The following is a 25,199-nucleotide window of genomic DNA, read 5'->3' as shown; positions in this document are numbered from 1 at the left end:
TAACGCGGGCGTTGCACAAGCGTGCAAGCGCGAATTAAAGGAACGCTCATGACCATGTTCAATAAGATCGTCAAGGAATTCCAGTGGGGCCAGCACAAGGTGCGCCTGGAAACTGGCGAGATTGCCCGCCAGGCTGGCGGTGCCGTGATCGTCGACATTGAAGACACCGTGGTGCTCGCCACCGTTGTCGCTGCCAAGTCGCCCAAGGCCGGCCAGGACTTCTTCCCGCTGACCGTCGACTACATCGAAAAGACCTACGCCGCCGGCAAGATCCCCGGTGGCTTCTTCAAGCGTGAAGGCCGTCCGTCGGAAAACGAGACGCTGACCTCGCGCCTGATCGACCGTCCGCTGCGCCCGCTGTTCCCGGAAGGTTTCTATAACGAAGTGCAAGTGGTCATCCACGTGCTGTCGTTGAACCCGGAAGTGCCGGCGGATATCCCCGCCCTGATCGGCGCGTCGGCTGCCCTGGCAGTGTCGGGCATTCCGTTCAGCGGCCCGGTCGGCGCAGCGCGCGTTGGCTACAAGGACGGCCAGTACCTGCTGAACCCGACCCGCTCGCAGATCGCCGCATCGGAACTGGACCTCGTGGTTGCCGGTACCGAGCGCGCCGTGCTGATGGTGGAGTCGGAAGCCCGCCAGCTGTCGGAAGAAGTGATGCTGGGCGCCGTGGTCTATGGCCACGAGCAAATGCAGACCGCCATCAACGCCATCCATGAGCTGGTGCGCGACGGCGGCAAGCCGGAGTGGGACTGGACCGCCGCACCGAAGAACGAAGCGCTGATCGCCAAGGTTGGCGAGATCGCCCTGCCGCTGCTGCAGGACGCCTACCAGCTGCGCCAGAAGTCGGCGCGCAGCCAGAAGCTCAAGGAAGTCTACGCCTCCGTGACGGCCAAGCTGGCCGAAGCCGGCGTGGAAGCCGACAAGGTCGAAGTGGGCAACGTGCTGTTCGACATCGAAGCCAAGATCGTGCGCAGCCAGGTGCTGTCGGGCGAGCCGCGCATCGATGGCCGCGATACCCGCACCGTGCGCCCGATCGAGATCCGTTCGTCGGTGCTGCCGCGCGCCCACGGCTCGGCCATCTTCACCCGTGGTGAAACCCAGGCGCTGGTGGTTGCCACGCTGGGCACCAAGGGCGATGAGCAGATCATCGACGCGCTCGCCGGCGAATACCGCGACCGCTTCATGCTCCACTACAACATGCCTCCGTTCGCCACCGGCGAAACCGGTCGCGTGGGCAGCCCCAAGCGCCGCGAAATCGGTCACGGCCGCCTCGCCAAGCGCGCGCTGATCCCGGTCCTGCCGAAGGATGACGAATTTGCCTACACCATTCGCCTGGTGTCGGAAATCACCGAATCCAACGGCTCGTCGTCGATGGCATCGGTGTGCGGCGGCTGCCTGGCACTGATGGACGCCGGCGTTCCGATCAAGGCGCACGTGGCCGGCGTGGCCATGGGCCTGATCCTGGAAGGCAACAAGTTCGCCGTGCTGACCGACATCCTCGGTGACGAGGACCACCTCGGCGACATGGACTTCAAGGTCGCGGGTACCGACAACGGCATCACGGCGCTGCAGATGGACATCAAGGTCCAGGGCATCACCAAGGAAATCATGCAGGTCGCGCTGGCGCAAGCCAAGGAAGGCCGCCTGCATATCCTGGGCAAGATGCAGGATGCGATGGGCCATGCGCGCACCGAGCTGTCGGAGCACGCACCGCGCATGATCACCATGAAGATCCATCCGGACAAGATCCGCGAAGTGATCGGCAAGGGCGGCTCGACCATCCAGGCGCTGACCAAGGAAACCGGCACCACCATCGACATCCAGGAAGACGGCACCATCACCATCGCCTCGACCTCGACCGATGGCATGGCCGAAGCCAAGCGCCGCATCGAAGGCATCACCGCGGAAGCCGAAGTGGGCAAGATCTACGCCGGCACCGTGCTGAAGCTGCTGGACTTTGGCGCCATCGTCAACATCCTGCCGGGCAAGGACGGCCTGCTGCACATCTCCGAGATCGTCAACGAGCGCGTCAAGGACATCAAGGATTGGCTCAAGGAAGGCCAGCACGTTCGCGTGAAGCTGATCCAGGCCGACGAAAAGGGCCGCCTGCGCCTGTCCCTGAAGGCTGCGCTGGCCGAAGAGGGTGGCAGCATCAGCCCGATCGCCAACACCAGCGAAGCACCTGCTGCTCCGGCCGCACCGGCTGCGCCGACGACGCCTTCGGCGGATCAGCAACAGCAGTAAGCGTTTCGTAGTATCCGTAGCAGAGAAAGCGGCTGGCGATGTCCAGCCGTTTTTTTGTTTACACTGCCGCCAGTCCCGTCCGCCACCGGCGGCCCGCTCGGCCCGTTTGTAGTGCTGCGCGGCGGCAGAGCAGATCGATCCCCCGTCATGCGTGCGAGAGCCCGCCGCATGCGAAAAGCAAGGAGCAGCAATGCAAGCCATCGAAATCCGCGAATACGGCGCCCCCGAAGTCCTGCAACTGGCGCAACGTCCCGATCCCGTGCCCAAGGCGGGAGAGATCCTGATCCGCGTGAGCGCGGCCGGCATCAACCGCCCCGACGTATTCCAGCGCACCGGCAACTATCCTGTGCCGCCCGGCGCGTCCGACCTGCCGGGCCTGGAAGTGGCGGGGGTGGTTGCCGGCGGCGACCTGTCGCACACCGACAACCGCTTCGGCCTGAAGCTGGGCGATCGCGTCTGCGCGCTGGTGCAGGGCGGTGGCTACGCGGAGCTGTGCGTGGCCCCCGCGGCGCAATGCCTGCCGGTGCCGGCCGGCCTGTCGGATATCGAGGCGGCGGCATTGCCCGAGACCTTCTTCACCGTATGGAGCAATGTGTTCGATCGCGGCTACCTGGGCCGCGGCCCGCTGGGCAAGGATGAGACCCTGCTGATCCAGGGTGGCTCCAGCGGCATCGGCACGACCGCCATCCAGATTGCCAAGGCACTGGGCCACAAGGTCTTCGTGACGGCTGGCAGCGCAGACAAGTGCCGTGCCTGCGAGGAACTGGGCGCCGACCGCGCCATCAACTACAAGACCGAAGACTTCGTCGCCGAGGTCAAGGCCTTGACCGGTGGCCGCGGCGCGGACGTCATCCTCGACATGGTGGCCGGCCCCTACCTGGCGCGCGAGCTTTCCTGCGTGGCCGACGACGGCCGCATCGTGATCATTGCGCTGCTGGGCGGCGCAAAGGCGGAGATCCCGCTGGGCGACATCCTGCGCCGACGCATCACCGTTACCGGTTCGACGCTGCGTCCGCGCCCGGTTTCGTTCAAGGGTGAGATAGCGCAAGCACTGCACCAGCACGTCTGGCCGCTGCTGGCCGCGGGCAAGATCAAGCCGGTGATCCACCAGACCTTCCCGGCCGCCCAGGCGGCGGACGCGCATCGCCTGATGGAATCGAGCGAGCACATCGGCAAGATCGTCCTGACCTGGTAAGCGGGCGGAGCTGGGGCTGCGCGCCCCGGCGGTATGGCAGGGTAGGGCGGGCCCCGGGATCGCCTGGGCGCGGGAGCCTCCTGGCCGATTTCGGGCCCCTTCGGTGGCGTAGGGCCCTGGCCCGCGCTACAATAGCCGGTTTGATTGAGAGGGGCGCCCTGTGAGACAAAAGCTCGTCATCGGCAACTGGAAGATGCACGGCAGCCTGGCCGCCAACGCGGCCCTGCTGGAAGGTATCAAGGCTGTACCGGCACGTGCCCGCCTTGCGGTGTGTGCGCCGTTCCCTTACCTGGCACAGTGCCAGTCGTTGCTGGTCGGCTCCAATGTGGCCTGGGGCGCTCAAGACGTATCCGCCGAGGCGCGCGGTGCCTTCACGGGCGAAGTGGCGGCATCCATGCTGGCCGAGTTCGGTGTTTCGTACGCCCTCGTGGGGCATTCGGAGCGCCGCAGCTACCATGGCGAGAACGATGCCACGGTGGCGGCCAAGGCGCTGCGCGCACTCGAATTCGGCATCGTGCCGGTGGTGTGCGTGGGCGAGACCCTGGCGCAGCGCGAGGCCGGCGAGACCGAGGCGGTGGTTGGCCGTCAGCTTGGCGCCGTGCTCGAAGCGCTGTCGCTGGAGCAGCTTGGGCGTATCGTGCTGGCATATGAGCCGGTGTGGGCAATCGGCACCGGCAAGACCGCAAGCAGCGAGCAGGCCCAGGCCGTGCATGCCTTCTTGCGCGGCCAGGTGGCAGCGCGCGATGCAGGGGTTGCGGCTCGCATGGCCATGCTGTACGGCGGCAGCGTCAAGCCGGACAACGCGGCAGAACTATTTTCCATGCCCGACATCGACGGGGGGCTGATCGGAGGCGCCTCGCTGAAGTCGGACGATTTCCTCGCGATCGGCAACGCCTGAATGCCGGCCGCTCATAGGGTCTGATCAGGCAAGCGAATCGAACCAAATGGCAATTTTCAAAACTTTGTTGGTAGTGGCGCAGGTACTATCCGCGCTTGGCGTGATTGGCCTGGTGCTGCTGCAGCATGGCAAGGGCGCCGATGTCGGTGCGGCGTTCGGCTCGGGGGCCTCGGGCAGCCTGTTCGGCGCCACCGGCTCGGCCAACTTCCTGTCGCGTACCACCGCCGTGCTGGCGACGCTGTTCTTCATCTGCACGCTGAGCCTGACGCTGCTGGGCAACTATCGGCCGGCGGCATCGCTGGGTGTGATGGGCTCCGCGCCGCAGGTGRCACCGGCAGTGGCGGGGGCTTCGGCGCCTGCAGCCGCGGCTGCCGCATCGGGTGCCGCGGCTTCGAATTCGTCCGCGCCCGCAGTACCGAAATAATCAACCTGCCTTGTGTCTGATTCTTGAAGATTTTTGCAGTTGTGCATTGAACAAATCAGGAATTCTAGGTTAGAATACAAGGCTTGAAACGATCCCCCAGCGACGGGGCTCTAGCCAGGACAAAGCAGTCCCAGCCAGAGTTCCGAAGGGTGTAAAAACCCTGGGCCCTGAAAAGCCCGGCGCGAGGCAATATTGTTTCTCCCCCAGCCGACGTGGTGAAATTGGTAGACACGCTATCTTGAGGGGGTAGTGGCGAAAGCTGTGCGAGTTCGAGTCTCGCCGTCGGCACCAAACAACTTGATCGGGTTGTCCGTCCGGAGTGTATCCCGGATGGGCAGCCCGGCCAGTCCGCAAGGCGGCGTCGTAATTTCTACGGAATGGCGCTTGGGGTGGGCAACAGGACGCCGCTTACCGCTGGTGCTGTTGACAACATTCCAGATAAGGCTGGCCGTACCTTGAMTCTCGAAGCCTACTTCCCCGTCCTCATCTTCATCMTCTTYGGYGTCGTGCTCGGYRTKGCACTGATGTCSATTGGYCGRATWCTCGGTCCCAACAAWCCTGATMCCGCGAAGCTCTCTCCGTACGAGTGCGGCTTCGAAGCGTTCGAGGACGCGCGCATGAAGTTCGACGTGCGCTACTACCTCATCGCTATTCTTTTTATCCTGTTCGATCTCGAAACCGCCTTCCTGTTTCCCTGGGGTGTAGCCCTGCGGGATATCGGCTGGCCGGGTTTCTTCGCCATGGGCGTGTTTCTGCTGGAATTCATCGTGGGCTTCGTCTACATCTGGAAAAAGGGCGCGCTCGATTGGGAGTGATGTGATATGGCAATCGAAGGCGTTCTCAATGAAGGCTTCGTCACGACTACCGCTGACAAGCTGATCAACTGGACCCGCACCGGGTCGCTCTGGCCGATGACCTTTGGCCTGGCGTGCTGCGCTGTGGAAATGATGCATGCTGGCGCCGCGCGCTACGACATGGACCGCTTCGGCGTGATTTTCCGCCCGTCGCCGCGCCAGTCGGACGTGATGATCGTGGCCGGCACGCTGTGCAACAAGATGGCCCCCGCGCTGCGCAAGGTCTACGACCAGATGGCCGAGCCACGCTGGGTGATCTCGATGGGTTCGTGCGCGAATGGCGGCGGTTACTATCACTACTCGTATTCAGTGGTGCGTGGTTGCGACCGGATCGTGCCGGTGGATATCTATGTGCCTGGCTGCCCCCCCACGGCGGAAGCGCTGATCTACGGCATCATCCAGCTGCAGAACAAGATCCGTCGCACCAACACCATCGCGCGCAAGGGCTGACATGTCGAACCTCGATACTCTGAAGGCCGCGCTCGAAAAGGTACTGGGCAAGCGTATCCAGAAACTGGTGGAGGCGGTAGGCGAGATTACCCTTATCGTCAAGGCCGAAGACTCCGTCGAAACCGCGCTGATGCTGCGCGACGATCCGTCGCTGCGCTTCGAGCAGCTGATCGACGTTTGCGGCGTCGATTATTCCTCCTATGGCGACGGCGCCTGGGATGGTCCCCGTTTCGCCGCCGTGACGCACCTGCTGTCGGTGACGCACAACTGGCGTCTGCGCGTACGTGTGTTCGCGCCGGATGACGACGTGCCCGTGGTGCCGTCGCTGAATGACGTCTGGAACTCGGCCAACTGGTTCGAGCGCGAAGCGTTCGACTTCTATGGCATCGTGTTCGAGGGCCATAACGACCTGCGCCGCCTGTTGACCGACTACGGTTTCGTCGGCCATCCGTTCCGCAAGGACTTCCCGGTATCGGGCTATGTCGAGATGCGCTACGACCCCGAACAGAAGCGGGTGATCTACCAGCCCGTCACGATCGAGCCGCGCGAGGTAACGCCGCGCGTCATCCGCGAAGAGAATTACGGCGGCTTGCAGCACTGAGAACGCGCAATGGCAGATATCAAGAACTACACCMTGAACTTCGGCCCGCAGCATCCKGCSGCRCACGGYGTGCTGCGCCTTGTGCTGGAGCTTGACGGCGAAGTGATCCAGCGCGCCGACCCCCATATCGGCCTGTTGCACCGTGCCACCGAAAAGCTGGCCGAGCAAAAGACCTGGATCCAGAGCGTGCCGTACATGGACCGCCTCGACTACGTGTCGATGATGGTCAACGAGCATGCCTACGTGATGGCCATCGAGAAGATGCTGGGTCTCGACGTGCCGGTCCGCGCGCAATACATCCGCGTGATGTTCGACGAGATCACGCGTCTGCTGAACCACCTGATGTGGATCGGCTCGCACGCGCTCGACGTGGGCGCGATGGCGGTGTTCCTGTACGCCTTCCGCGAACGCGAGGACATGTTCGACATGTACGAGGCGGTATCGGGCGCGCGCATGCACGCGGCCTACTACCGTCCGGGCGGCGTGTACCGCGACCTGCCGGACACAATGCCGCAATACAAGGCATCGAAGATCCACAACGAACGCGCCATCAAGGCCATGAACGAGGCGCGTTCGGGTTCGCTGCTGGACTTCATCGAGGACTTCACCAACCGTTTCCCGAAGTACGTTGACGAATACGAAACGCTGCTGACGGACAACCGGATCTGGAAACAGCGCCTGGTCGGCATCGGCGTGGTGAGCCCGGAACGCGCGCTGCAAATGGGCTTTACCGGCCCGATGCTGCGCGGCTCCGGCATCGAGTGGGACCTGCGCAAGAAGCAGCCCTACGAAGTGTATGACCGCATGGACTTCCAGGTCCCGGTGGGCGTGGGCGGCGATTGCTACTCGCGCTACCTGGTGCGTATCGAAGAGATGCGGCAGTCCAACGGCATCATCAAGCAGTGCATCGACTGGCTGCGCCGCAACCCCGGCCCGGTGATGACCGACAACCACAAGGTGGCGCCGCCTTCGCGCGTGGACATGAAGTCCAACATGGAAGAGCTGATCCACCACTTCAAGCTCTTTACCGAAGGCATTCACGTGCCGGAAGGCGAGACCTACGCGGCGGTGGAGCATCCCAAGGGCGAGTTCGGCATCTATGCGATCTCCGACGGCGCGAACAAGCCGTACCGCCTGAAGATCAGGGCACCGGGCTTTGCCCATCTTGCCGCCCTGGATGAAATGGCCAAGGGCCACATGATTGCGGACGCGGTAACGATCATCGGTACCCAGGACATCGTCTTCGGCGAGATCGACCGCTAATTGGTACCGCCGGCCCCGGACGACGATCCGGGCGCCCCTGGCAAGGACCCGAATCACGGTGTCCGGCCACGGGAAACCCGCGGTGGGCCCAGCATGCTGCGACATGCGGGCCGCAACGGCAGCGACGGCTGCAAACCTGCGGATGCGTGCCATGTGGCGGCGCAGTTCCGCAAATGACTCGGCGTATTACAGCAACGACCATGCTATCAGCAGAAGCTCTCAAGGAAATCGATCGCGCGATCGCCAAGTATCCGGCTGACCAGAAGCAGTCGGCCGTGATGGCGGCGTTGGCCGTGGCGCAGGGCGAAGTGGGCTGGGTCTCCCCGGAAGTCATGCAGTTCGTTGCCAGCTACCTCGACATGCCGCCGGTATGGGTCGAGGAGGTCGCAACCTTCTACAACATGTACGACACCAAGCCGGTCGGCAAGTACAAGCTGACCGTCTGCACCAACCTGCCGTGCGCACTCTCCGGTGGCGAACGGGCCGGCGACTACCTCAAGCAAAAGCTGGGTATCGGCTATAACGAAACCACCCCGTGCGGCACCTTCACCCTGAAGGAAGGCGAGTGCATGGGCGCCTGCGGCGACGCACCGGTGATGATCGTCAACAATACCCGCATGTGCAGCCACATGAGCGACGCCAAGCTGGACGCGCTGGTGGACGAGCTCAAGGGCACCGCCAAGGGGGACAAGTAACATGACCTCTCTGCACGACCGCCACATCAAGCCGCTGATCCTGGCCGGCCTCGATGGCAGCAACTGGCACCTCGAAGACTACGTCAAGCGCGGCGGCTATCAGCAGCTCAAGCGCATCCTGACCGAGAAGATCACGCCCGAGCAGGTGATCGCGGACGTCAAGGCCTCGGGCCTKCGCGGCCGTGGCGGCGCAGGCTTCCCSACCGGCCTSAAGTGGWSCTTCATGCCGCGTCAGTTCCCCGGCCAGAAATACCTGGTCTGCAACACCGACGAGGGCGAGCCAGGTACCTTCAAGGACCGCGACATCATCCGCTACAACCCGCATGCGCTGATCGAAGGCATGGCCATCGGTGCGTACGCGATGGGCATCACCGTGGGCTACAACTACATCCACGGCGAGATCTGGAACGAATACAAGATCTTCGAGCAGGCGCTCGAAGAGGCGCGCGCGGCTGGCTTCCTGGGTGACAACATCCTGGATTCGGGCTTCAACTTCCAGTTGCACGCCCACCACGGCTACGGCGCCTACATCTGTGGCGAGGAAACCGCGCTGCTCGAATCGCTGGAAGGCAAGAAAGGCCAGCCGCGCTTCAAGCCGCCTTTCCCGGCCAGCTTTGGCCTGTACGGCAAGCCGACCACCATCAACAACACCGAGACGTTCGCCGCGGTGCCGTTCCTGCTGTCGATCGGGCCGGAAAACTACCTGAAGATGGGCAAGCCGAACAACGGCGGCTCCAAGATCTTCTCGATTTCCGGCGACATCGAGCGTCCCGGCAACTACGAGATCCCGCTGGGCACGCCGTTCGCGACCCTGCTGGAACTCGCCGGCGGCATGCGCGGCGGCAAGCGCATCAAGGCAGTGATCCCGGGTGGCTCGTCCGCCCCGGTGGTGCCGGGCGACATGATGATGGCGTCCGACATGGATTACGACTCGATCGCCAAGGCCGGMTCGATGCTGGGCTCGGGCGCGGTGATCGTGATGGACGAGACGCGCTGCATGGTTCGCTCGCTGCTGCGTCTGTCGTATTTCTACTTTGAAGAATCGTGCGGCCAGTGCACGCCGTGCCGTGAAGGCACCGGCTGGCTCTACCGCATGGTGAATCGTATCGAACACGGAGAAGGGCGCCAGGAAGACCTGGACCTGCTCAATAACGTCGCTGAAAACATCATGGGCCGCACCATCTGCGCGCTCGGTGATGCGGCAGCGATGCCGGTCCGCGGCATGCTCAAGCACTACTGGAAAGAGTTCGAATATCACGTCGAACACAAGCAGTGCATGGTTCCGGCCTACTCTTAAGCGTGGCAGAACATGGTTGAACTCGAGATCGACGGCAAGAAGGTTGAGGTTGCTGAAGGCAGCCTGGTGATGGAAGCCGCCCGCCAGCTGGGCACCTACATCCCGCACTTCTGCTACCACCGTAAATTGTCCATTGCGGCTAACTGCCGCATGTGCCTGGTTGAGGTTGAGAAAGCGCCCAAGGCGCTGCCGGCCTGCGCCACGCCCGTTACCCCTGGCATGAAGGTCTTCACCAATTCGGAGAAGGCGGTCAAGGCGCAGAAGTCGGTGATGGAATTCCTGCTGATCAACCACCCGCTGGATTGCCCGATCTGCGATCAGGGCGGCGAGTGCCAGCTGCAGGATCTGGCCGTGGGCTACGGCGCATCGGAATCGCGCTACAAGGAAGAAAAGCGCGTCGTCTTCCACAAGAACGTTGGCCCGCTGATCTCCATGGAAGAGATGASCCGCTGCATCCACTGCACCCGYTGCGTGCGCTTYGGCCAGGAAGTGGCCGGCGTGATGGAGCTGGGCATGCTGGGCCGCGGCGAGCACTCCGAGATCACGACCTTCGTCGGCCAGACCGTGGATTCGGAACTGTCCGGCAACATGATCGACCTGTGCCCGGTCGGCGCGCTGACCAGCAAGCCGTTCCGCTACTCGGCCCGTACCTGGGAACTGGCTCGCCGCAAGTCGGTGTCGCCGCACGATGGCCTGGGCGCGAACCTGGTGGTACAGACCAAGAACCAGCGCGTAATGCGCGTGCTGCCGCTGGACAACGAAGCCGTCAACGAATGCTGGCTGTCCGACAAGGACCGCTTCTCGTACGAAGGCCTGAACAGCGCCGACCGTCTCACCAAGCCCCTGCTCAAGCAAGGTGGCGAGTGGATGGAAACGGACTGGCAGACCGCGCTGGAATACGTGGCCAATGGCCTCGCCAGCATCAAGCGCGACCATGGCGCCGACCAGATCGCCGCGCTGGCCAGCCCGCACAGCACGCTGGAAGAACTCCACCTGCTGGGTAAGCTGGTGCGTGGACTGGGCAGCGACAACGTTGACTTCCGCCAGCGCCAGACCGACTTCTCGGCCGCCATCAAGGGCGCGCCGTGGCTGGGCCTGCCGATTGCCGACGTCTCCGCGCTGCAGCGCGTACTGGTGATCGGTTCATCTCTGCGCAAGGATCACCCGCTGCTGGCCGCGCGTCTGCGCCAGGCCGGCAAGAAGGGCGCCCGCGTGGCAGTGCTCGGCGCCAGCGCCGATGACCTGCTGATGCCGCTGGCCGCACGCATCGACGCTGCACCGTCCGGCTGGACCGCAGCCCTGGCCGGCGTGGCCCGTGCCGTCGCCGCCGCCAAGGGCGTGGCCGCTCCGGCGGGCACCGATGGTTTCGACGGCGACGACAAGTCCAGGCTGGTAGCCGATGCGCTGCTGTCGGGCGAGCGCCGCGCCGTGTTCCTCGGCAACGAGGCCGTGCGTCACCCGCAATTCGCCGCGCTGCACGCGCTGGCACAGTGGATCGCCACCGAAACCGGCGCCACGCTGGGCTTCCTGACCGAAGCCGCGAACACGGTCGGCGGCCATATCGCAGGTGCGCTGCCGCAGAAGGGCGGCGCCAACGCGCAGGCCATGTTCGACACGCCGCGCCGCGCCTACGTGCTGCTGAACACGGAACCCGAGTTCGACGCTGCCAACCCGCGTCAGGCCCTGGCCGCGCTGGCCCAGGCCGGTACCGTGGTGGTGCTGTCGCCGTTCCGCTCGGAAGCCGCGCTGCAATATGCTGACGTGATCCTGCCGGTGACCCCGTTCACCGAAACCGCGGGTACGTTCGTGAACTGCGAAGGCCTGCCGCAAAGCTTCAACGGCGTCGTCCGTGCGCTGGGCGATTCGCGTCCGGCATGGAAGGTGCTGCGCGTGCTGGGCAACCTGCTCGACGTGCCTGGTTTCGACTACGAGACCGCCGAAAGCGTGCGCGACGAAGTGCTGGCCAAGCCGGTCGCTCCGCAACTGAACAACGGCACCGACGCGGCCATCCGCGTGAGCGCCGCCGCGGGCGGCATCGAGCGCATCGCCGATGTGCCGATCTACCACGCGGACCCGATCGTGCGCCGTGCCGATTCGCTGCAACTGACCGCAGCCGCGCGCCGCGCCATGCAAGCCGGCCTGTCGGCCGACTTGTTCGCCTCGCTGGGCGTGCAGGCGGGCGACCCGGTGCGCGTGACGCAAGGGCAGGGCAGCGTGGTGCTGCCGGCCGCCCTGGAAGCCGCGTTGCCTGCCGGCACCGTGCGCGTGTCCGCCGGCACCGTTGCCGCGACCAGCCTGGGCGCCATGTTCGGTACCGTCACCGTAGAGAAAGCCATCGACCTGGCCGCCGCCGCGAAGGGCGCGGCCGAGCCGGCGGCCACGGCATAAGAAGAGCGAGAAAGAAACATGATCGACTGGATTACCTCGCAAGGACAGAATCTCTTCGGCGGCGCCTGGACGCCGCTGTGGATCCTGATTCGCGCCGTGGTCATTGTGGTGCCGCTGCTGTTGTGCGTGGCCTACCTGATCCTCTGGGAGCGCAAGCTGATCGGCTGGATGCACGTGCGTATCGGCCCGAACCGGGTCGGCCCGCTGGGCCTGCTGCAGCCGATCGCCGACGTGCTCAAGCTGCTGCTCAAGGAAGTGATGATGCCCACGCAGGTCAGCCGGGGCATGTACCTGGTTGCCCCGCTGATGGTGCTGATGCCCGCCGTGGCGATCTGGGCGGTGATTCCGTTCCAGGCCGAGGTGGTGATGGCCAACGTCAACGCCGGCCTGCTGTACGTGATGGCGATCAGCTCGGTTGGCGTGTACGGCGTGATCCTGGCAGGCTGGGCCTCCAACTCCAAGTACGCCTTCATCGGCGCCATGCGCGCCGCGGCGCAGATGGTGTCGTATGAAATCGCCATGGGCTTTGCCCTGGTGACTGTGCTGATGGTGTCGGGCAGCCTGAACCTGTCGGCCATCGTCAACTCGCAGAACACCGGCTACTTCGCCAACATGGGGATCAACGTACTGTCGTGGAACTGGCTGCCGCTGCTGCCCATGTTCGGCGTGTACTTCATCTCCGGCGTGGCCGAAACCAACCGCCACCCGTTTGACGTGGTCGAAGGCGAGTCGGAAATCGTGGCCGGCCACATGATCGAATACTCGGGCATGGGCTTCGCGCTGTTCTTCCTGGCCGAGTACATCAACATGATCGTCATCTCCACGATGACCGCGCTGATGTTCCTGGGCGGCTGGGCGCCCCCGTTCGAGAGCTTCATCACGAACGCGGTGCCGGGTTTCTTCTGGCTGCTGATCAAGGTATTTTTGCTGCTGTCGGTGTTTATCTGGATCCGCGCTTCGTTCCCGCGTTACCGCTATGACCAGATCATGCGCCTGGGCTGGAAGATCTTCATCCCGCTGACGGTGGGCTGGCTGGTCATCGTGGCGATCTGGATCCGGTCGCCCTGGAATATCTGGCATTGAACGGCCAAAGCAGGGGCGCAGCCGCATTTGGCGGCGCCCCGTGGAATCATTAGGAAGCAATCGTCATGCTGCTCGCCATCAAGGACTTCTTCAACAGCCTGCTCCTGAAGGAACTCTTCAAGGGCATGGCCCTGACCGGGCGTTATCTCTTCGCGCGCAAGATCACAGTCCAGTTCCCGGAAGAAAAAACGCCGATGTCGCCGCGTTTCCGGGGTCTGCACGCGCTGCGCCGCTACCCGAACGGCGAAGAGCGCTGCATCGCCTGCAAGCTGTGCGAAGCGGTTTGCCCGGCACTGGCCATCACCATCGAGTCCGATGCACGCGTCGACGGTACCCGCCGCACCACGCGCTATGACATCGACCTGACCAAGTGCATTTTCTGCGGTTTCTGCGAGGAAGCCTGCCCGGTCGACGCCATCGTCGAGACGCATATTCTCGAATACCACGGCGAGAAGCGCGGCGACCTGTACTTCACCAAGGACATGCTGCTGGCCGTGGGCGACCGCTACGAGCCGCAGATTGCCGCGGCGAAGGCCGCGGACGCCAAGTACCGTTAATACGGCGCGATACAGGGCGCGTCCGCCGATTCTGGCGGACGTTGCCAACGAATAGTGAATCGGGCCCCGTGTGGGGCCAACGAAAAGGATGCCGCAAGGGCAGGCCACCAGGGGTGGCTTGTGCCAGAAGGCTCGACGAGGACCATGGAACTCACGACCACCATCTTCTATGTCTTTGCGCTGGTGCTGGTGCTCTCCGCACTGAAAGTCATCACCGCGAAGAACCCGGTGCACTCCGCACTGTTCCTCGTGCTGTCGTTTTTTACGGCAGCCGCGATCTGGATGCTGCTGAAGGCCGAATTCCTCGCCATCCTGCTGGTGCTGGTGTACGTGGGCGCGGTGATGGTGCTGTTCCTGTTCGTGGTGATGATGATCGATATCGATATCGAGCACCTGCGACGGGACTTCTGGACCTATGTACCGATGGCTTCGGTGGTTGGCGCGCTGATCATCGCCGAGATGGCCACCGTGCTGGTGCGCAACTTCATCGGCACGACCACGCCGCTGAACAACGTCGTGCACGGCCCGGACTACTCCAACACCGCCGAGCTCGGCAAGCTGATCTACACCGACTACATCTACGCCTTCGAAGTGGCCGGCATCATCCTGCTGGTGGCGATCATCGCCGCCGTTGCGCTGACGCTGCGCCGCCGCAAGGACAACAAGTCGCAAGACGTGGGCGAGCAACTGCGTACCCGCCGCCAGGACCGCGTGCGCCTGGTCTCGATGCCCAGCGAAGCCCGTGCCGGCACCCAAGCCAGCCCGGATGCCGCGGCTGCCGCCAACAAGAACTAAAGCCCGGAGAAACGCTGTGCTCTCTCTCGCCCATTTCCTCGTGCTCGGTGCGATCCTGTTCGCCATCAGCATCGTTGGTATTTTCCTGAACCGCAAGAACGTCATCGTGCTGCTGATGGCGATCGAACTGATGCTGCTTGCGGTCAATATGAACTTCGTCGCCTTCTCGCACTATCTGGGCGACCTGGCAGGACAGGTTTTCGTTTTCTTTATCCTCACGGTGGCTGCGGCCGAATCGGCAATCGGCCTTGCAATTCTGGTCGTGCTGTTCCGCAACCTGGACACGATCAACGTGGACGACATGGACACCCTCAAGGGCTGATCCGAGTTTCTACGTTATGAACCAAGACCGTTCTCCGACCGCACACCACTAAGCGTCCTATGGCAACCACGCTCGACCCCAACCTGCTACTGGCGATTCCGCTCGCACCGCTCGCCGGTGCAGCGATCGCCGGCCTGTTCGGCACCAAGTTCTTCAGCACGTTCTCCTCGGAGACGCGCGCCGGCCGCACGCTGGCCCACACCGTGACGATCCTCGGTGTGGCGATCTCCTGCCTGCTGTCGATCATCGTGCTGATGGACGTCCTTGACGGCGCGAGCTTCAATGCCACCGTGTACGAGTGGATGACGATCGGCAGCCTCAAGATGGAAGTGGGCTTCCTGGTCGACTCGCTGACCGCGATGATGATGGTGGTGGTGACCTTCGTCTCGCTGATGGTGCACATCTACACCGTCGGCTACATGAGCGAAGACCCCGGCTACAACCGCTTCTTCGCCTACATCTCGCTGTTCACCTTCTCGATGCTGATGCTGGTGATGAGCAACAACTTCCTGCAGCTGTTCTTCGGCTGGGAAGCCGTGGGTCTGGTGTCGTACCTGCTGATCGGCTTCTGGTACACCCGCCCGACCGCSATYTTCGCCAACMTSAAGGCGTTCCTGGTCAACCGCGTSGGYGACTTCGGCTTYATCCTCGGCATCGGCCTGCTGCTGGCCTACAGCGGCAGCATGAACTACACCGAAGTGTTCGCCGCGCGCGACCAGCTCGCCACGGTGATCTTCCCGGGCACCGACTGGATGATGATCACGGTTGCCTGCATCTGCCTGTTTATCGGCGCGATGGGCAAGTCGGCCCAGTTCCCGCTGYACGTGTGGCTGCCGGACTCGATGGAAGGCCCGACCCCGATCTCCGCGCTGATTCACGCCGCCACCATGGTGACGGCCGGCATTTTCATGGTCGCGCGCATGTCGCCGCTGTTCGAGCTGTCGGACACCGCGCTGTCCTTCGTGCTGGTGATCGGCGCCATTACCGCGCTGTTCATGGGCTTCCTGGGCATGATCCAGAACGACATCAAGCGCGTGGTGGCGTACTCCACGCTGTCGCAGCTCGGCTACATGACGGTCGCGCTGGGCGCCTCGGCCTACTCGGTGGCCGTGTTCCACCTGATGACCCACGCGTTTTTCAAGGCACTGCTGTTCCTTGCGGCCGGCTCGGTCATCATCGGCCTGCACCATGACCAGGACATCCGCAACATGGGCGGCCTGCGCAAGTACATGCCGATTACCTGGATCACGTCGCTGGTGGGTTCGCTGGCGCTGATCGGCACGCCGTTCTTCGCGGGCTTCTACTCCAAGGACTCGATTATCGAGGCGGTGGCCGAATCGCATATCGCTGGCTCGGGCTTCGCTTACTTCGCGGTGCTGTCCAGCGTGTTCGTCACGGCGTTCTATTCCTTCCGCCTGTACTTCCTGGTGTTCCACGGGGAAGAACGCTTCGGCAAGGAAGATCACCACGCGCATCACGCGGGCAATCATGATGACGAGGAAGCGACCTCGGACCATCATCATGGCCTGGCTCCGGGCGAGAAGCCGCACGAGTCGCCGTGGGTTGTCACGCTGCCCCTGGTGCTGCTGGCGATTCCGTCGGTCGTGATCGGTGCCCTTACGATCAAGCCGATGCTGTTCGGCGACTTCTTCAAGCACGGCGTGGCCTTCAAGGACGTGATCTTCGTCGGTGAGAACCACCACGCCATGGAAGAGCTGGCCCAAGGCTTCCACGGCTGGGTGGAGATGGCGCTGCACTCGGTGACTACGCCGGTGTTGTGGCTGGCGATTGCCGGCGTGGTGCTGTCCTGGTTCTTCTACATGAAGCGCCCGGATATCCCCGCGGCCATCAAGCAGCGCTGCTCGGGCTTGTACACGCTGATGGACAACAAGTACTACATGGACGCAATCAACGAGGCTGTGTTCGCCCGCGGTGCCCGTCTGCTTGGCACCGGCCTGTGGAAGGGCGGCGACCAGGGCCTGATCGACGGCCTCGTGGTCAACGGCGCCGCACGTGTGGTGGGCTGGTTCGCGTCGGTGAGCCGTTACCTGCAATCCGGCTACATCTATCACTACGCATTCGCCATGATCCTGGGCATGCTGATCCTGCTGACGATGACGGTGTTCGGCACCTCGTTCGCCACGGTGAGCGCCAAGTAAGGAAAACAAGAAAATGGTTCTGTCTTTCGCTATCTGGCTGCCGATCTTTTTTGGCTTGCTGGTCCTTGCCTCGGGTTCCGACCGTAGCCCCGGCTACGTCCGCTGGATGTCGCTGTTCGGCTCCATCGCCAGCTTCCTCGTTACGCTGCCGCTGGTATTCCACTTCGACCGTTCCACGGCTGCCATGCAGTTCGTCGAGAAGTCGGAGTGGATCGAACGCTTCAACATCAACTACCACCTGGGTGTCGACGGCATCTCGATGTGGTTCGTGGTGCTGACCGCCTTCATCACGGTGATCGTGGTGATCTCCGCCTGGGAAGTGATCACCGAGCGCGTGGCCGAGTACATGGCCTCGTTCCTGATCCTGTCGGGCCTGATGGTCGGCGTGTTCTGCGCGCTCAACGGCATGCTGTTCTACGTGTTCTTCGAGGCCACGCTGATCCCGATGTACATCATCATCGGCGTCTGGGGTGGCCCGAACCGTGTGTACGCGGCCTTCAAGTTCTTCCTCTACACGCTGCTTGGCTCGCTGCTGACGCTGGTTGCGCTGCTGTATCTGTACAGCAAGACCGGTACCTTCGACATCCTCGAATGGCACCAGGCCAAGCTGTCGATGAGCGAGCAGACCGCGCTGTTCATTGCCTTCTTCCTGGCGTTTGCGGTCAAGGTGCCGATGTGGCCGGTCCACACCTGGCTGCCGGACGCCCACGTGGAAGCGCCAACCGGCGGCTCGGTGGTGCTGGCCGCCATCATGCTGAAGCTGGGCGCCTACGGTTTCCTGCGTTTCTCGCTGCCGATCGCACCGGATGCCAGCCATAGCATGGCCGCCTTCATCATCACGATCTCGCTGGTCGCGGTGATCTACATCGGCCTGGTCGCGCTGGTGCAGGCCGACATGAAGAAGCTGGTGGCGTACTCGTCGATCGCCCACATGGGCTTCGTCACGCTGGGTTTCTTCATCTTCAACGAGATCGGCATCGAGGGCGGCATCATCCAGATGATCTCCCACGGCTTTATCTCGGGCGCCATGTTCCTTTGCATCGGCGTGCTGTATGACCGCGTGCACTCGCGCCAGATCGCCGATTACGGCGGTGTGGTGAACACCATGCCGAAGTTCGCGGCGCTGTCGGTGTTCTTCGCCATGGCCAACTGCGGCCTGCCGGCTACCTCGGGTTTCGTCGGCGAGTTCATGGTGATCCTGGGCGCGGTCAAGTTCAACTTCTGGATTGGCCTGCTGGCCGCCACCGCGTTGATCCTGGGCGCCGCCTACTCGCTGTGGATGGTCAAGCGCGTGATCTTTGGCGACGTGGTGCACAAGCACGTGGCCGAACTGGTCGACCTGAACAAGCGCGAGTTCCTCATGCTTGGCCTGCTGGCGATCATGACGCTCTATATGGGCCTGTATCCGAAACCCTTCACCGATGTGATGCACGCTTCCGTGGTGAACCTGCTGTCGCACGTGGCGCAGTCGAAGCTGTAATCGGGGAGAGAAACAAACATGCAACCGTCCTCGACATTGGCACCTGTGGCGCCAATCATTTTCCTGGCGATCGCCATCGCCGCGGTCAACTGGATCGACCTTGCCCGGGGCAAGGGCCGCTCCAGCGTGGCCTATCCGCTGTCGCTACTCACCACGCTCGTGCTGACCGTCTGGTTTGGCCTGAACGCGGCCGCCGGCGACACGCACTACGCCTTCGCCAACCTGGTGGTGGTGGACCCGATGGCCAATGTGCTGTCGGCCTTCGCCTCCGGCGCGCTGTTCGTCACGCTGGTCTATACGCGTAGCTACCTGGCTGACCGCGACATGTACAGCGGCGAGTTCTACATGCTCGCGCTGTTCACGCTCGGCGGCCAGATCGTGATGATCACCGGCAACAACTTCCTGACCCTGTACCTGGGCCTGGAACTGCTGTCGCTGGCGTCCTACGCGCTGGTGGCCCTGCGCCGCGACAACCGCGTGACGTCCGAATCGGCCATCAAGTACTTCGTGCTGGGCGCGCTGGCGTCGGGTTTCCTGCTGTATGGCATGTCCATGCTCTATGGTGCGACCGGTTCGCTGAACCTTGGCGAAGTGTTCCGTGTCGTGGAGTCGGGCCGGGTCAACACCACCATGCTGGCATTCGGCGTRGTCTTCCTGGTGGCGGGCATTGCATTCAAGATGGGCGCGGCGCCGTTCCATATGTGGATTCCGGACATCTACCAGGGCTCGCCGACCGCGGTGACGCTGCTGATCGCCGGTGCGCCGAAGCTGGCAGCCTTCGCCATGGCGCTGCGCCTGCTGGTGGAAGGCCTGTTGCCGCTGGCGGTGGATTGGCAAGTGATGCTGACTGTACTGGCCGTGGCCTCGCTGGCCATCGGCAACCTGACCGCCATCGTGCAGACCAACCTGAAGCGGATGCTGGCGTATTCCACCATCTCGCACATGGGCTTCCTGCTGCTGGGCATGCTGTCCGGCGTGGCTGACGGCAAGGCCGATGGCGCGGCCAGCGCCTACGGTTCGTCGATGTTCTACGCGGTGACCTACGTGATCACCACCCTGGGCACTTTCGGCATCGTCCTGCTGCGCGCCGGCAAGGATTTCGAAGCCGAGACGCTGGACGACCTCAAGGGCCTGTCGCGCAAGAATCCCTGGTACGCGCTGCTGATGCTGGTGATGATGTTCTCGCTGGCTGGCATTCCGCCGACCATGGGCTTCTACGCGAAGCTGGCCGTGCTCGAGGCCGTGGTCCATAGCGGCATGACCTGGCTGGCCGTGGTGGCGGTGCTGTTCTCGCTGATCGGCGCGTTCTACTATCTGCGTGTGGTCAAGCTGATGTATTTCGATGCGCCGGCCGACGAGCGCAAGCTGGAATCGAGCTTCGGCCTGCGTTCGATGCTGACCCTGAACGGCGCGGTCATCATTGCCCTGGGCCTGTTCCCGGCAGCGCTGATGAACCTGTGCTACCAGGCCATCCGCGCCACGCTGGCGTCCTGATGCGCGACGGCGGCGTAGCGATATGAGTTCATCGACGGCGGGCTGGTTTGTCATCTTGCTGGCATTGGTTTGTGCCAACCTGCCGTTTGTCAACCAGCGATTGTTCGTGCTGATCCCGCTGCGCTTTGTCAAAAAGCCGCTGTGGATCAGGGCGGGCGAATTGTTTGCCTGGTATGTGGGGGCCGGTCTGGCCGGCTTCGCCGTGGAGGCTGGGCTGGGCAACGCCTTCCCGCAAGGCTGGCAGTTCTACGCCATCACCGGTTGCATGATGCTGGTGTTCGCCTTCCCGGGCTTCACTTGGCAGTATCTCGTCAAACATCGCGCGGCCTGAGGCCGGGTAGCGAAGGCGCCCGGGCCGGCCGCGTCCGGACCCGGAGCTTTCATGAGCGACAAGATTGACATGCTGGACGCCGGTGCTATCGCCGCTGGCGACGATCAGGGCCTGAAAGAAACCTGCGTGGCGTCCGCCACGCTGCACACAGGCAAATTCCTCACGCTCAAGCAGGACATCGTCAAGCTGCCCGACGGCAAGCATGCCGGGCGCGAATACGTACTGCATCCTGGCGCGGTGATGATGATTCCGCTATTCGACGATGGGACTGTGCTGTTGGAGCGGCAGTATCGCTATCCCGTTGGTGAAGTGATGCTTGAGTTTCCTGCTGGCAAGCTGGACCCCCAGGAGGGCGCGCAGCGCTGTGGCGAGCGCGAGTTGCGTGAGGAAACTGGCTATAGCGCGCGGCGTTGGGATTACCTCACTCGGATCCATCCCGTCATTTCCTACTCGACCGAGTTTATCGATATCTTCCTGGCTCGGGACCTGACCGCTGGGCCCGCCCAGCTCGATGAAGGCGAATTCCTCGAGACGTTTATCGTGCCGGCGGGGCAGGTGATCGATTGGGTGCGTTCGGGGCGGATTACCGACGTCAAGACGATCATTGGGGCTTTCTGGTTGGAGAAGGTGGTGTCGGGGATATGGGAGGCGGGGGAGCAGGTGTTGCCGGGGTAAAGGGGGATTGGGCGGGGGCTGGCTGAGGGTGGAGTCATCGGTTTTTGTTCCTTTGGTTTTTTCTTGAGCGGCGATGGCTCTTGCACCCAAGTGCGTACGACATCCCCCTGCGGGGGACGCCGGTCACTCTTCTTTGCCTCGGCAAAGAAGACTAACGAGAAGAAAGCCGACCCTGCCGGGAGCAGAGCAATAAGGCTTTCGAATATCGGTGGTTTCGTCGTACGGCCCGGAGTGCCGGCGGGCTTCTGCCGCTACCAGTTTGAGCGGCCACGAACCTGCCAATTTCCGGGAAGCGTGGTGCGGCCCCGGTAGCAAACATCACTTGCTTCAAGCCGTCTGTCGCTCGCGGAGCGGGCGGCCACGAAGTTGCAGGCGCGCCGGTTCCGTCGTGGGCGCGGTGGCACCGAGTGATATGCCTGAGGCCATCACCACCGCGCCCGCCCCACCACGAAACCATTGGCATGTGATGTGTCGTGGTAGGCCGCGCCGGTAACGGCAGATGTGAGAATGGTCACCGCACACGAGGTCAGGGGCACCACCACGAAACCCATGGGTCATGCTATTGCGATGCCGTACGGGCCGGTAACGGCAGATATCAGCAGAACCATTGGCCATACGACGAAACCAGCGCCCTTCGCACCCGCGATTGCTCTGCCCCCGGCAGGGTCGGTTTTCTTCTCGTTAGTCTTCTTTGCCGAAGCAAAGAAGAGTGACCGGCGTCCCCCGTAGGGGGATGTCGTACGCTGTTGGGTCCAAGGGCCATCACCGCTCAAAGAAACAGCGACCAGCCCCGCAAGATGATGTCGTACGGCTTTCGGGTGCAATAGCCATCGCCGCCCAAAGAAACAGCGCCCCAACGCATCCCACCCCCCATAAGCGTAAAATCCCTCTTTAGCCGTGTGATTGCAGCCATACCTCCTCACCCCCCCGCCCAAGGCTTTCCCACCAAGGGCCCCGTTATGGCCGCAAAAAAATTAGCACGACCGTTCACAAAATTCCGTTTCGCGGATACTATAGCTTTCGACGGGCTGGAAACATCATGAAGGTGCTCGACCTGCGCTGCGCGCAAGACCATCGTTTCGAGGGCTGGTTTGCTTCGGAGGACGATGCGCAATCGCAGATTTCGCAAAATCTCGTCCAATGTCCGGTCTGCGAGGACCATGCCATCACCCGGCTGCCCAGCGCGCCGCGCCTGAATCTTTCGGGAGCGGTCGCCGCGCCGGCTGGCAGGCCAGCCGAGGCGAAAGCCCCGGCGCCGGCAACGCTGCAGTCGCTTTACCTGAAGGCGGTAAAGCAGGTGCTGGCGCAGACCGAGGACGTGGGCGAACGCTTTGCCGAAGAGGCCAGGCGCATGCATTACGACGAAGCGCCGGAACGCGGGATCCGCGGAACGGCTTCGCCGGACGAAGTGCAGGCGCTTGCCGACGAAGGCATCGATACTTTCCAGCTCGTGGTGCCGGATGCGCTCAAGCAGACGGCTCACTGAATAGCGTCCTGTGCCCGAGGCAGTGCTCTTGCCGGCGCATGACGCGCTAGCTAGAACAATTTGCCGGTCTCACACCGGCATCACTGGAGACGGGCATGGATCTCAACTATTCGGCGTCCGACGATGCTTTCCGCGCCGAAGTGCGCGGCTGGCTGGAGGCCAACCTGCCGGCGGAAATCAGCAGCAAGATTCTGAACCACCGCCGCCCCAATCGCGACGATCTGGTGCGCTGGCACAAGCTGCTGGCCGGCCGCGGCTGGTCCGCGCCGCACTGGCCGGTCCAGTACGGCGGTACGGGCTGGAACGCCACGCAACGCCATATCTGGGACGAGGAAAATGCCCGCGTCGGCGCACCCGGCGTGCTGCCCTTCGGCGTGGCCATGGTCGCGCCCGTGATCATGAAGTACGGCAGCGAGGAGCAGAAGTCGTACTACCTCCCGCGCATCCTGGATTGCACCGACTGGTGGTGCCAGGGTTACTCGGAGCCGGGTTCGGGTTCCGACCTCGCATCGCTGAAGACCCGCGCCGAACTGACCTCGGACGGCAAGCACTACATCGTCAACGGCCAGAAGACCTGGACCACGCTCGGCCAGCACGCCGACATGATCTTCTGCCTGGTCCGCACCGATCCCGAAGCCAAGAAGCAAGAGGGCATTTCCTTCCTGCTGATCGACATGAAGACGCCGGGCATCACCGTGCGCCCGATCATCATGCTCGACGAAGAGCATGAGGTGAACGAAGTGTTCTTCGACAACGTCCAGGTGCCGGTGGAAAACCGCGTGGGCGAGGAGAACCGCGGCTGGACCTATGCCAAGTACCTGCTCGGCCATGAGCGCACCGGTATCGCCCGCGTGGGCAACTCCAAGCGCGAACTGGGTTTCCTCAAGCGCGTTGCCAAGCAACAGCAGAAGAACGGCCGCCCGTTGCTGGAAGATCCGCTGTTCGGCGCCAAGGTTGCCGCGCTGGAAATCGAACTGATGGCGCTGGAACTGACCGTGCTGCGCGTGGTGTCGAGCGAGAGCGCCGGCAAGGGCCCCGGCCCCGAGGCCTCGATGCTCAAGATCAAGGGCACGGAAATCCAGCAGATGCTGACCGAACTGATGGTGGAGGCCGTCGGCCCCTATGCCCAGCCGTTCGACACCGCCTACCTGGAATGCGAACACGAGCACGCGGTGACCGGCTATGACGATGCCGCGCCGCTCGCCGCTTACTACTTCAACTATCGCAAGACCTCCATCTACGGCGGGTCCAACGAAATTCAGAAGAACATCATCAGCCAGATGATCCTGGGGCTGTGAGGAGACACGCGATATGAACTTCAATCTCAGCGACGAACAGAAGCAACTGGCTGACGCCGTCCACCGCTTCATCGACAAAGACTACGATTTCGAAACCCGCAAGAAGGGCATCAAGGCCGAAGCCGGCCATAGCGATGCCGCCTGGGGCGCTCTGGTCGAGCTCGGCCTGACCGCGCTGCCGGTGCCTGAAGCGCAGGGCGGCTTCTCGGGCACGCCCGTCGACATGATGGTGGTGATGCAGGAACTGGGCCGCGGCCTGGTGGTCGAGCCGTACTTCGCCACCGTGGTTGCCGCATACGCGCTCAAGCTGGCCGGCGGCCAGGACGCGCTGCTGGAGCAGGTCGCCGCCGGTGAGCTGAAGCTGGCGGTTGCCTTCAATGAGCCGCATGCACGCTATGCGCTCAACGACGTGCGCGYGACGGCCAAGGGCGGCAAGCTCAACGGCCGCAAGGTCGTGACCATTCACGGCGCGCAAGCCGGCAAGCTGGTTGTCTCGGCTCGCACCAGCGGCGCCGATGCCGATACCAATGGCATTTCGCTGTTCCTGGTGGACCCGAAGGCAGCTGGCGTCAGCATCACCGACTACCGCACCATCGACAACCTGCGCGCTGCCGATATCACCTTCAAGGACGCGCCGGGCGAACTGCTGGGCACCGAAGGCGCCGCGTTTGCGCTGATCGAGCAGGCGGCCGACTACGCCGCCGTGCTGCTGTGCTCGGAAGCGGTGGGCGTGATGGATGCGCTCAATGCGGCGACGCTGGAATACGCCAAGACCCGCCAGCAGTTCGGCGTGCCGATCGCGCGTTTCCAGGCGCTGCAGCATCGGATGGTGGAGATGTTCATCCACGCCGAGCAATCGCGCTCGATCACGCTGCTGGCCGCCGCCAAGTTCGACGAGGCCAGCCCGGAAGAACGCCGGCGCTTCGCCTCCGCAGCCAAGGCACGCGTGGGCCAGGCGGCTCGCTCGGTCGGCCAGGAAGCGGTGCAGATCCACGGCGGCATGGGCGTCACCGACGAACTGCCGGCGGCGCATATGTTCAAGCGCCTGACGCTGATCAACACGACCTTCGGGGATGTCGATCATCACCTGGGCCGCTTTGCGACACAGCCCGGTTTCCTGGAAACGGTCTGATCCAGGTTGAGTAAAAGAACCGCGCCGGTTGTTCCAGGCGCGGTTTTTTGTTATGCATTGTCCTCGCTACATGGACAT

General features: G+C 63.3%; 23 protein-coding genes and 1 tRNA gene. All 24 read left to right on the top strand.

Translation table 11 applies throughout. The annotated features are described in order from the left end of the window. The first annotated feature begins 48 nt into the window (after positions 1-48). The 24 genes from pnp to AC1DN0_RS02270 all read left to right on the top strand — a co-directional run bounded on the left by pnp (position 49) and on the right by AC1DN0_RS02270 (position 25,121). On the top strand, positions 49-2,244 hold the full coding sequence (gene pnp, locus AC1DN0_RS02385) for a polyribonucleotide nucleotidyltransferase (RefSeq protein WP_477111089.1): 2,196 nt from the start codon (positions 49-51) through the stop codon (positions 2,242-2,244). Positions 2,245-2,434: 190 nt separating this feature from the next. Continuing rightward, entirely contained in the window at positions 2,435-3,439 is a 1,005-nt protein-coding gene (locus AC1DN0_RS02380) for an NAD(P)H-quinone oxidoreductase (RefSeq protein ID WP_441630151.1), read from the top strand. Between the two features lie 160 nt (positions 3,440-3,599). Continuing rightward, positions 3,600-4,337, top strand: a complete 738-nt coding sequence (gene tpiA, locus AC1DN0_RS02375; protein WP_441630149.1) for a triose-phosphate isomerase — start codon at positions 3,600-3,602, stop codon at positions 4,335-4,337. 46 nt (positions 4,338-4,383) lie between these two features. After that, a complete protein-coding gene (secG, locus tag AC1DN0_RS02370) occupies positions 4,384-4,761 on the top strand; it encodes a preprotein translocase subunit SecG (RefSeq protein ID WP_477145508.1) in 378 nt (125 codons plus the stop codon). A 206-nt stretch (positions 4,762-4,967) separates the two neighbouring features. Beyond that, a tRNA-Leu gene (locus tag AC1DN0_RS02365) sits at positions 4,968-5,052 on the top strand. Positions 5,053-5,216: 164 nt separating this feature from the next. After that, complete coding sequence (locus AC1DN0_RS02360; protein WP_477145507.1) at positions 5,217-5,576, top strand: NADH-quinone oxidoreductase subunit A; 360 nt, start codon at positions 5,217-5,219, stop codon at positions 5,574-5,576. Positions 5,577-5,582: 6 nt separating this feature from the next. Continuing rightward, positions 5,583-6,065, top strand: a complete 483-nt coding sequence (locus tag AC1DN0_RS02355; protein ID WP_006156837.1) for a NuoB/complex I 20 kDa subunit family protein — start codon at positions 5,583-5,585, stop codon at positions 6,063-6,065. Position 6,066: 1 nt separating this feature from the next. Next, positions 6,067-6,666: an NADH-quinone oxidoreductase subunit C gene (locus AC1DN0_RS02350; protein WP_045238149.1), complete on the top strand. Its 600-nt coding sequence runs from the start codon at positions 6,067-6,069 to the stop codon at positions 6,664-6,666. Positions 6,667-6,675: 9 nt separating this feature from the next. Then, complete coding sequence (locus tag AC1DN0_RS02345; RefSeq protein ID WP_477145506.1) at positions 6,676-7,929, top strand: NADH-quinone oxidoreductase subunit D; 1,254 nt, start codon at positions 6,676-6,678, stop codon at positions 7,927-7,929. A 200-nt stretch (positions 7,930-8,129) separates the two neighbouring features. Then, on the top strand, positions 8,130-8,624 hold the full coding sequence (gene nuoE / locus AC1DN0_RS02340) for an NADH-quinone oxidoreductase subunit NuoE (protein ID WP_035868701.1): 495 nt from the start codon (positions 8,130-8,132) through the stop codon (positions 8,622-8,624). Position 8,625: 1 nt separating this feature from the next. Further along, positions 8,626-9,921, top strand: coding sequence for an NADH-quinone oxidoreductase subunit NuoF (gene nuoF, locus AC1DN0_RS02335; RefSeq protein ID WP_477145505.1), 1,296 nt, complete (start codon positions 8,626-8,628; stop codon positions 9,919-9,921). Positions 9,922-9,933: 12 nt separating this feature from the next. Further along, complete coding sequence (nuoG, locus tag AC1DN0_RS02330) at positions 9,934-12,309, top strand: NADH-quinone oxidoreductase subunit NuoG (protein ID WP_477145504.1); 2,376 nt, start codon at positions 9,934-9,936, stop codon at positions 12,307-12,309. Between the two features lie 18 nt (positions 12,310-12,327). Further along, positions 12,328-13,392: an NADH-quinone oxidoreductase subunit NuoH gene (nuoH, locus tag AC1DN0_RS02325; protein ID WP_006156831.1), complete on the top strand. Its 1,065-nt coding sequence runs from the start codon at positions 12,328-12,330 to the stop codon at positions 13,390-13,392. A gap of 65 nt (positions 13,393-13,457) precedes the next feature. After that, positions 13,458-13,949 (top strand): NADH-quinone oxidoreductase subunit NuoI, encoded by a 492-nt coding sequence (gene nuoI, locus AC1DN0_RS02320; RefSeq protein WP_017224316.1) that lies wholly within the window; start codon positions 13,458-13,460, stop codon positions 13,947-13,949. Positions 13,950-14,093: 144 nt separating this feature from the next. Further along, positions 14,094-14,744: an NADH-quinone oxidoreductase subunit J gene (locus AC1DN0_RS02315; RefSeq protein ID WP_045238145.1), complete on the top strand. Its 651-nt coding sequence runs from the start codon at positions 14,094-14,096 to the stop codon at positions 14,742-14,744. Positions 14,745-14,760: 16 nt separating this feature from the next. Next, positions 14,761-15,066, top strand: a complete 306-nt coding sequence (gene nuoK, locus AC1DN0_RS02310) for an NADH-quinone oxidoreductase subunit NuoK (protein WP_006156828.1) — start codon at positions 14,761-14,763, stop codon at positions 15,064-15,066. Positions 15,067-15,125: 59 nt separating this feature from the next. After that, complete coding sequence (gene nuoL, locus AC1DN0_RS02305) at positions 15,126-17,225, top strand: NADH-quinone oxidoreductase subunit L (RefSeq protein WP_477145503.1); 2,100 nt, start codon at positions 15,126-15,128, stop codon at positions 17,223-17,225. A gap of 13 nt (positions 17,226-17,238) precedes the next feature. Continuing rightward, positions 17,239-18,705: an NADH-quinone oxidoreductase subunit M gene (locus tag AC1DN0_RS02300; protein ID WP_441630137.1), complete on the top strand. Its 1,467-nt coding sequence runs from the start codon at positions 17,239-17,241 to the stop codon at positions 18,703-18,705. Between the two features lie 18 nt (positions 18,706-18,723). After that, entirely contained in the window at positions 18,724-20,199 is a 1,476-nt protein-coding gene (gene nuoN, locus AC1DN0_RS02295; protein WP_035868681.1) for an NADH-quinone oxidoreductase subunit NuoN, read from the top strand. Positions 20,200-20,221: 22 nt separating this feature from the next. After that, the gene (locus AC1DN0_RS02290; protein ID WP_477111087.1) at positions 20,222-20,530 is read left to right on the top strand and encodes a DUF2818 family protein; all 309 of its coding nucleotides are present in this window, start codon (positions 20,222-20,224) and stop codon (positions 20,528-20,530) included. A 51-nt stretch (positions 20,531-20,581) separates the two neighbouring features. Next, on the top strand, positions 20,582-21,205 hold the full coding sequence (locus AC1DN0_RS02285; RefSeq protein WP_477102670.1) for an NUDIX domain-containing protein: 624 nt from the start codon (positions 20,582-20,584) through the stop codon (positions 21,203-21,205). A gap of 1,039 nt (positions 21,206-22,244) precedes the next feature. Then, complete coding sequence (locus tag AC1DN0_RS02280; RefSeq protein ID WP_441630131.1) at positions 22,245-22,691, top strand: DUF1178 family protein; 447 nt, start codon at positions 22,245-22,247, stop codon at positions 22,689-22,691. 95 nt (positions 22,692-22,786) lie between these two features. After that, complete coding sequence (locus AC1DN0_RS02275) at positions 22,787-23,989, top strand: acyl-CoA dehydrogenase family protein (protein WP_035868668.1); 1,203 nt, start codon at positions 22,787-22,789, stop codon at positions 23,987-23,989. Between the two features lie 13 nt (positions 23,990-24,002). Next, complete coding sequence (locus AC1DN0_RS02270) at positions 24,003-25,121, top strand: acyl-CoA dehydrogenase family protein (protein ID WP_477145502.1); 1,119 nt, start codon at positions 24,003-24,005, stop codon at positions 25,119-25,121. The last annotated feature ends 78 nt before the right edge of the window (positions 25,122-25,199 follow it).

The sequence above is a fragment of the Cupriavidus sp. 05N39 genome (assembly GCF_056397325.1).
This window is presented reverse-complemented; position numbering and strand designations above follow the sequence as displayed.

What these genes read in the sequence shown, in the direction of transcription:
- pnp (WP_477111089.1), top strand. Translation starts at nt 49, where the DNA reads ATGACCATGTTCAATAAGATCGTCAAGGAATTCCAGTGGGGCCAGCAC.
- AC1DN0_RS02380 (WP_441630151.1), top strand. Translation starts at nt 2,435, where the DNA reads ATGCAAGCCATCGAAATCCGCGAATACGGCGCCCCCGAAGTCCTGCAA.
- AC1DN0_RS02355 (WP_006156837.1), top strand. Translation starts at nt 5,583, where the DNA reads ATGGCAATCGAAGGCGTTCTCAATGAAGGCTTCGTCACGACTACCGCT.
- AC1DN0_RS02350 (WP_045238149.1), top strand. Translation starts at nt 6,067, where the DNA reads ATGTCGAACCTCGATACTCTGAAGGCCGCGCTCGAAAAGGTACTGGGC.
- nuoE (WP_035868701.1), top strand. Translation starts at nt 8,130, where the DNA reads ATGCTATCAGCAGAAGCTCTCAAGGAAATCGATCGCGCGATCGCCAAG.
- nuoH (WP_006156831.1), top strand. Translation starts at nt 12,328, where the DNA reads ATGATCGACTGGATTACCTCGCAAGGACAGAATCTCTTCGGCGGCGCC.
- nuoI (WP_017224316.1), top strand. Translation starts at nt 13,458, where the DNA reads ATGCTGCTCGCCATCAAGGACTTCTTCAACAGCCTGCTCCTGAAGGAA.
- AC1DN0_RS02315 (WP_045238145.1), top strand. Translation starts at nt 14,094, where the DNA reads ATGGAACTCACGACCACCATCTTCTATGTCTTTGCGCTGGTGCTGGTG.
- AC1DN0_RS02300 (WP_441630137.1), top strand. Translation starts at nt 17,239, where the DNA reads ATGGTTCTGTCTTTCGCTATCTGGCTGCCGATCTTTTTTGGCTTGCTG.
- AC1DN0_RS02290 (WP_477111087.1), top strand. Translation starts at nt 20,222, where the DNA reads ATGAGTTCATCGACGGCGGGCTGGTTTGTCATCTTGCTGGCATTGGTT.
- AC1DN0_RS02285 (WP_477102670.1), top strand. Translation starts at nt 20,582, where the DNA reads ATGAGCGACAAGATTGACATGCTGGACGCCGGTGCTATCGCCGCTGGC.
- AC1DN0_RS02280 (WP_441630131.1), top strand. Translation starts at nt 22,245, where the DNA reads ATGAAGGTGCTCGACCTGCGCTGCGCGCAAGACCATCGTTTCGAGGGC.
- AC1DN0_RS02275 (WP_035868668.1), top strand. Translation starts at nt 22,787, where the DNA reads ATGGATCTCAACTATTCGGCGTCCGACGATGCTTTCCGCGCCGAAGTG.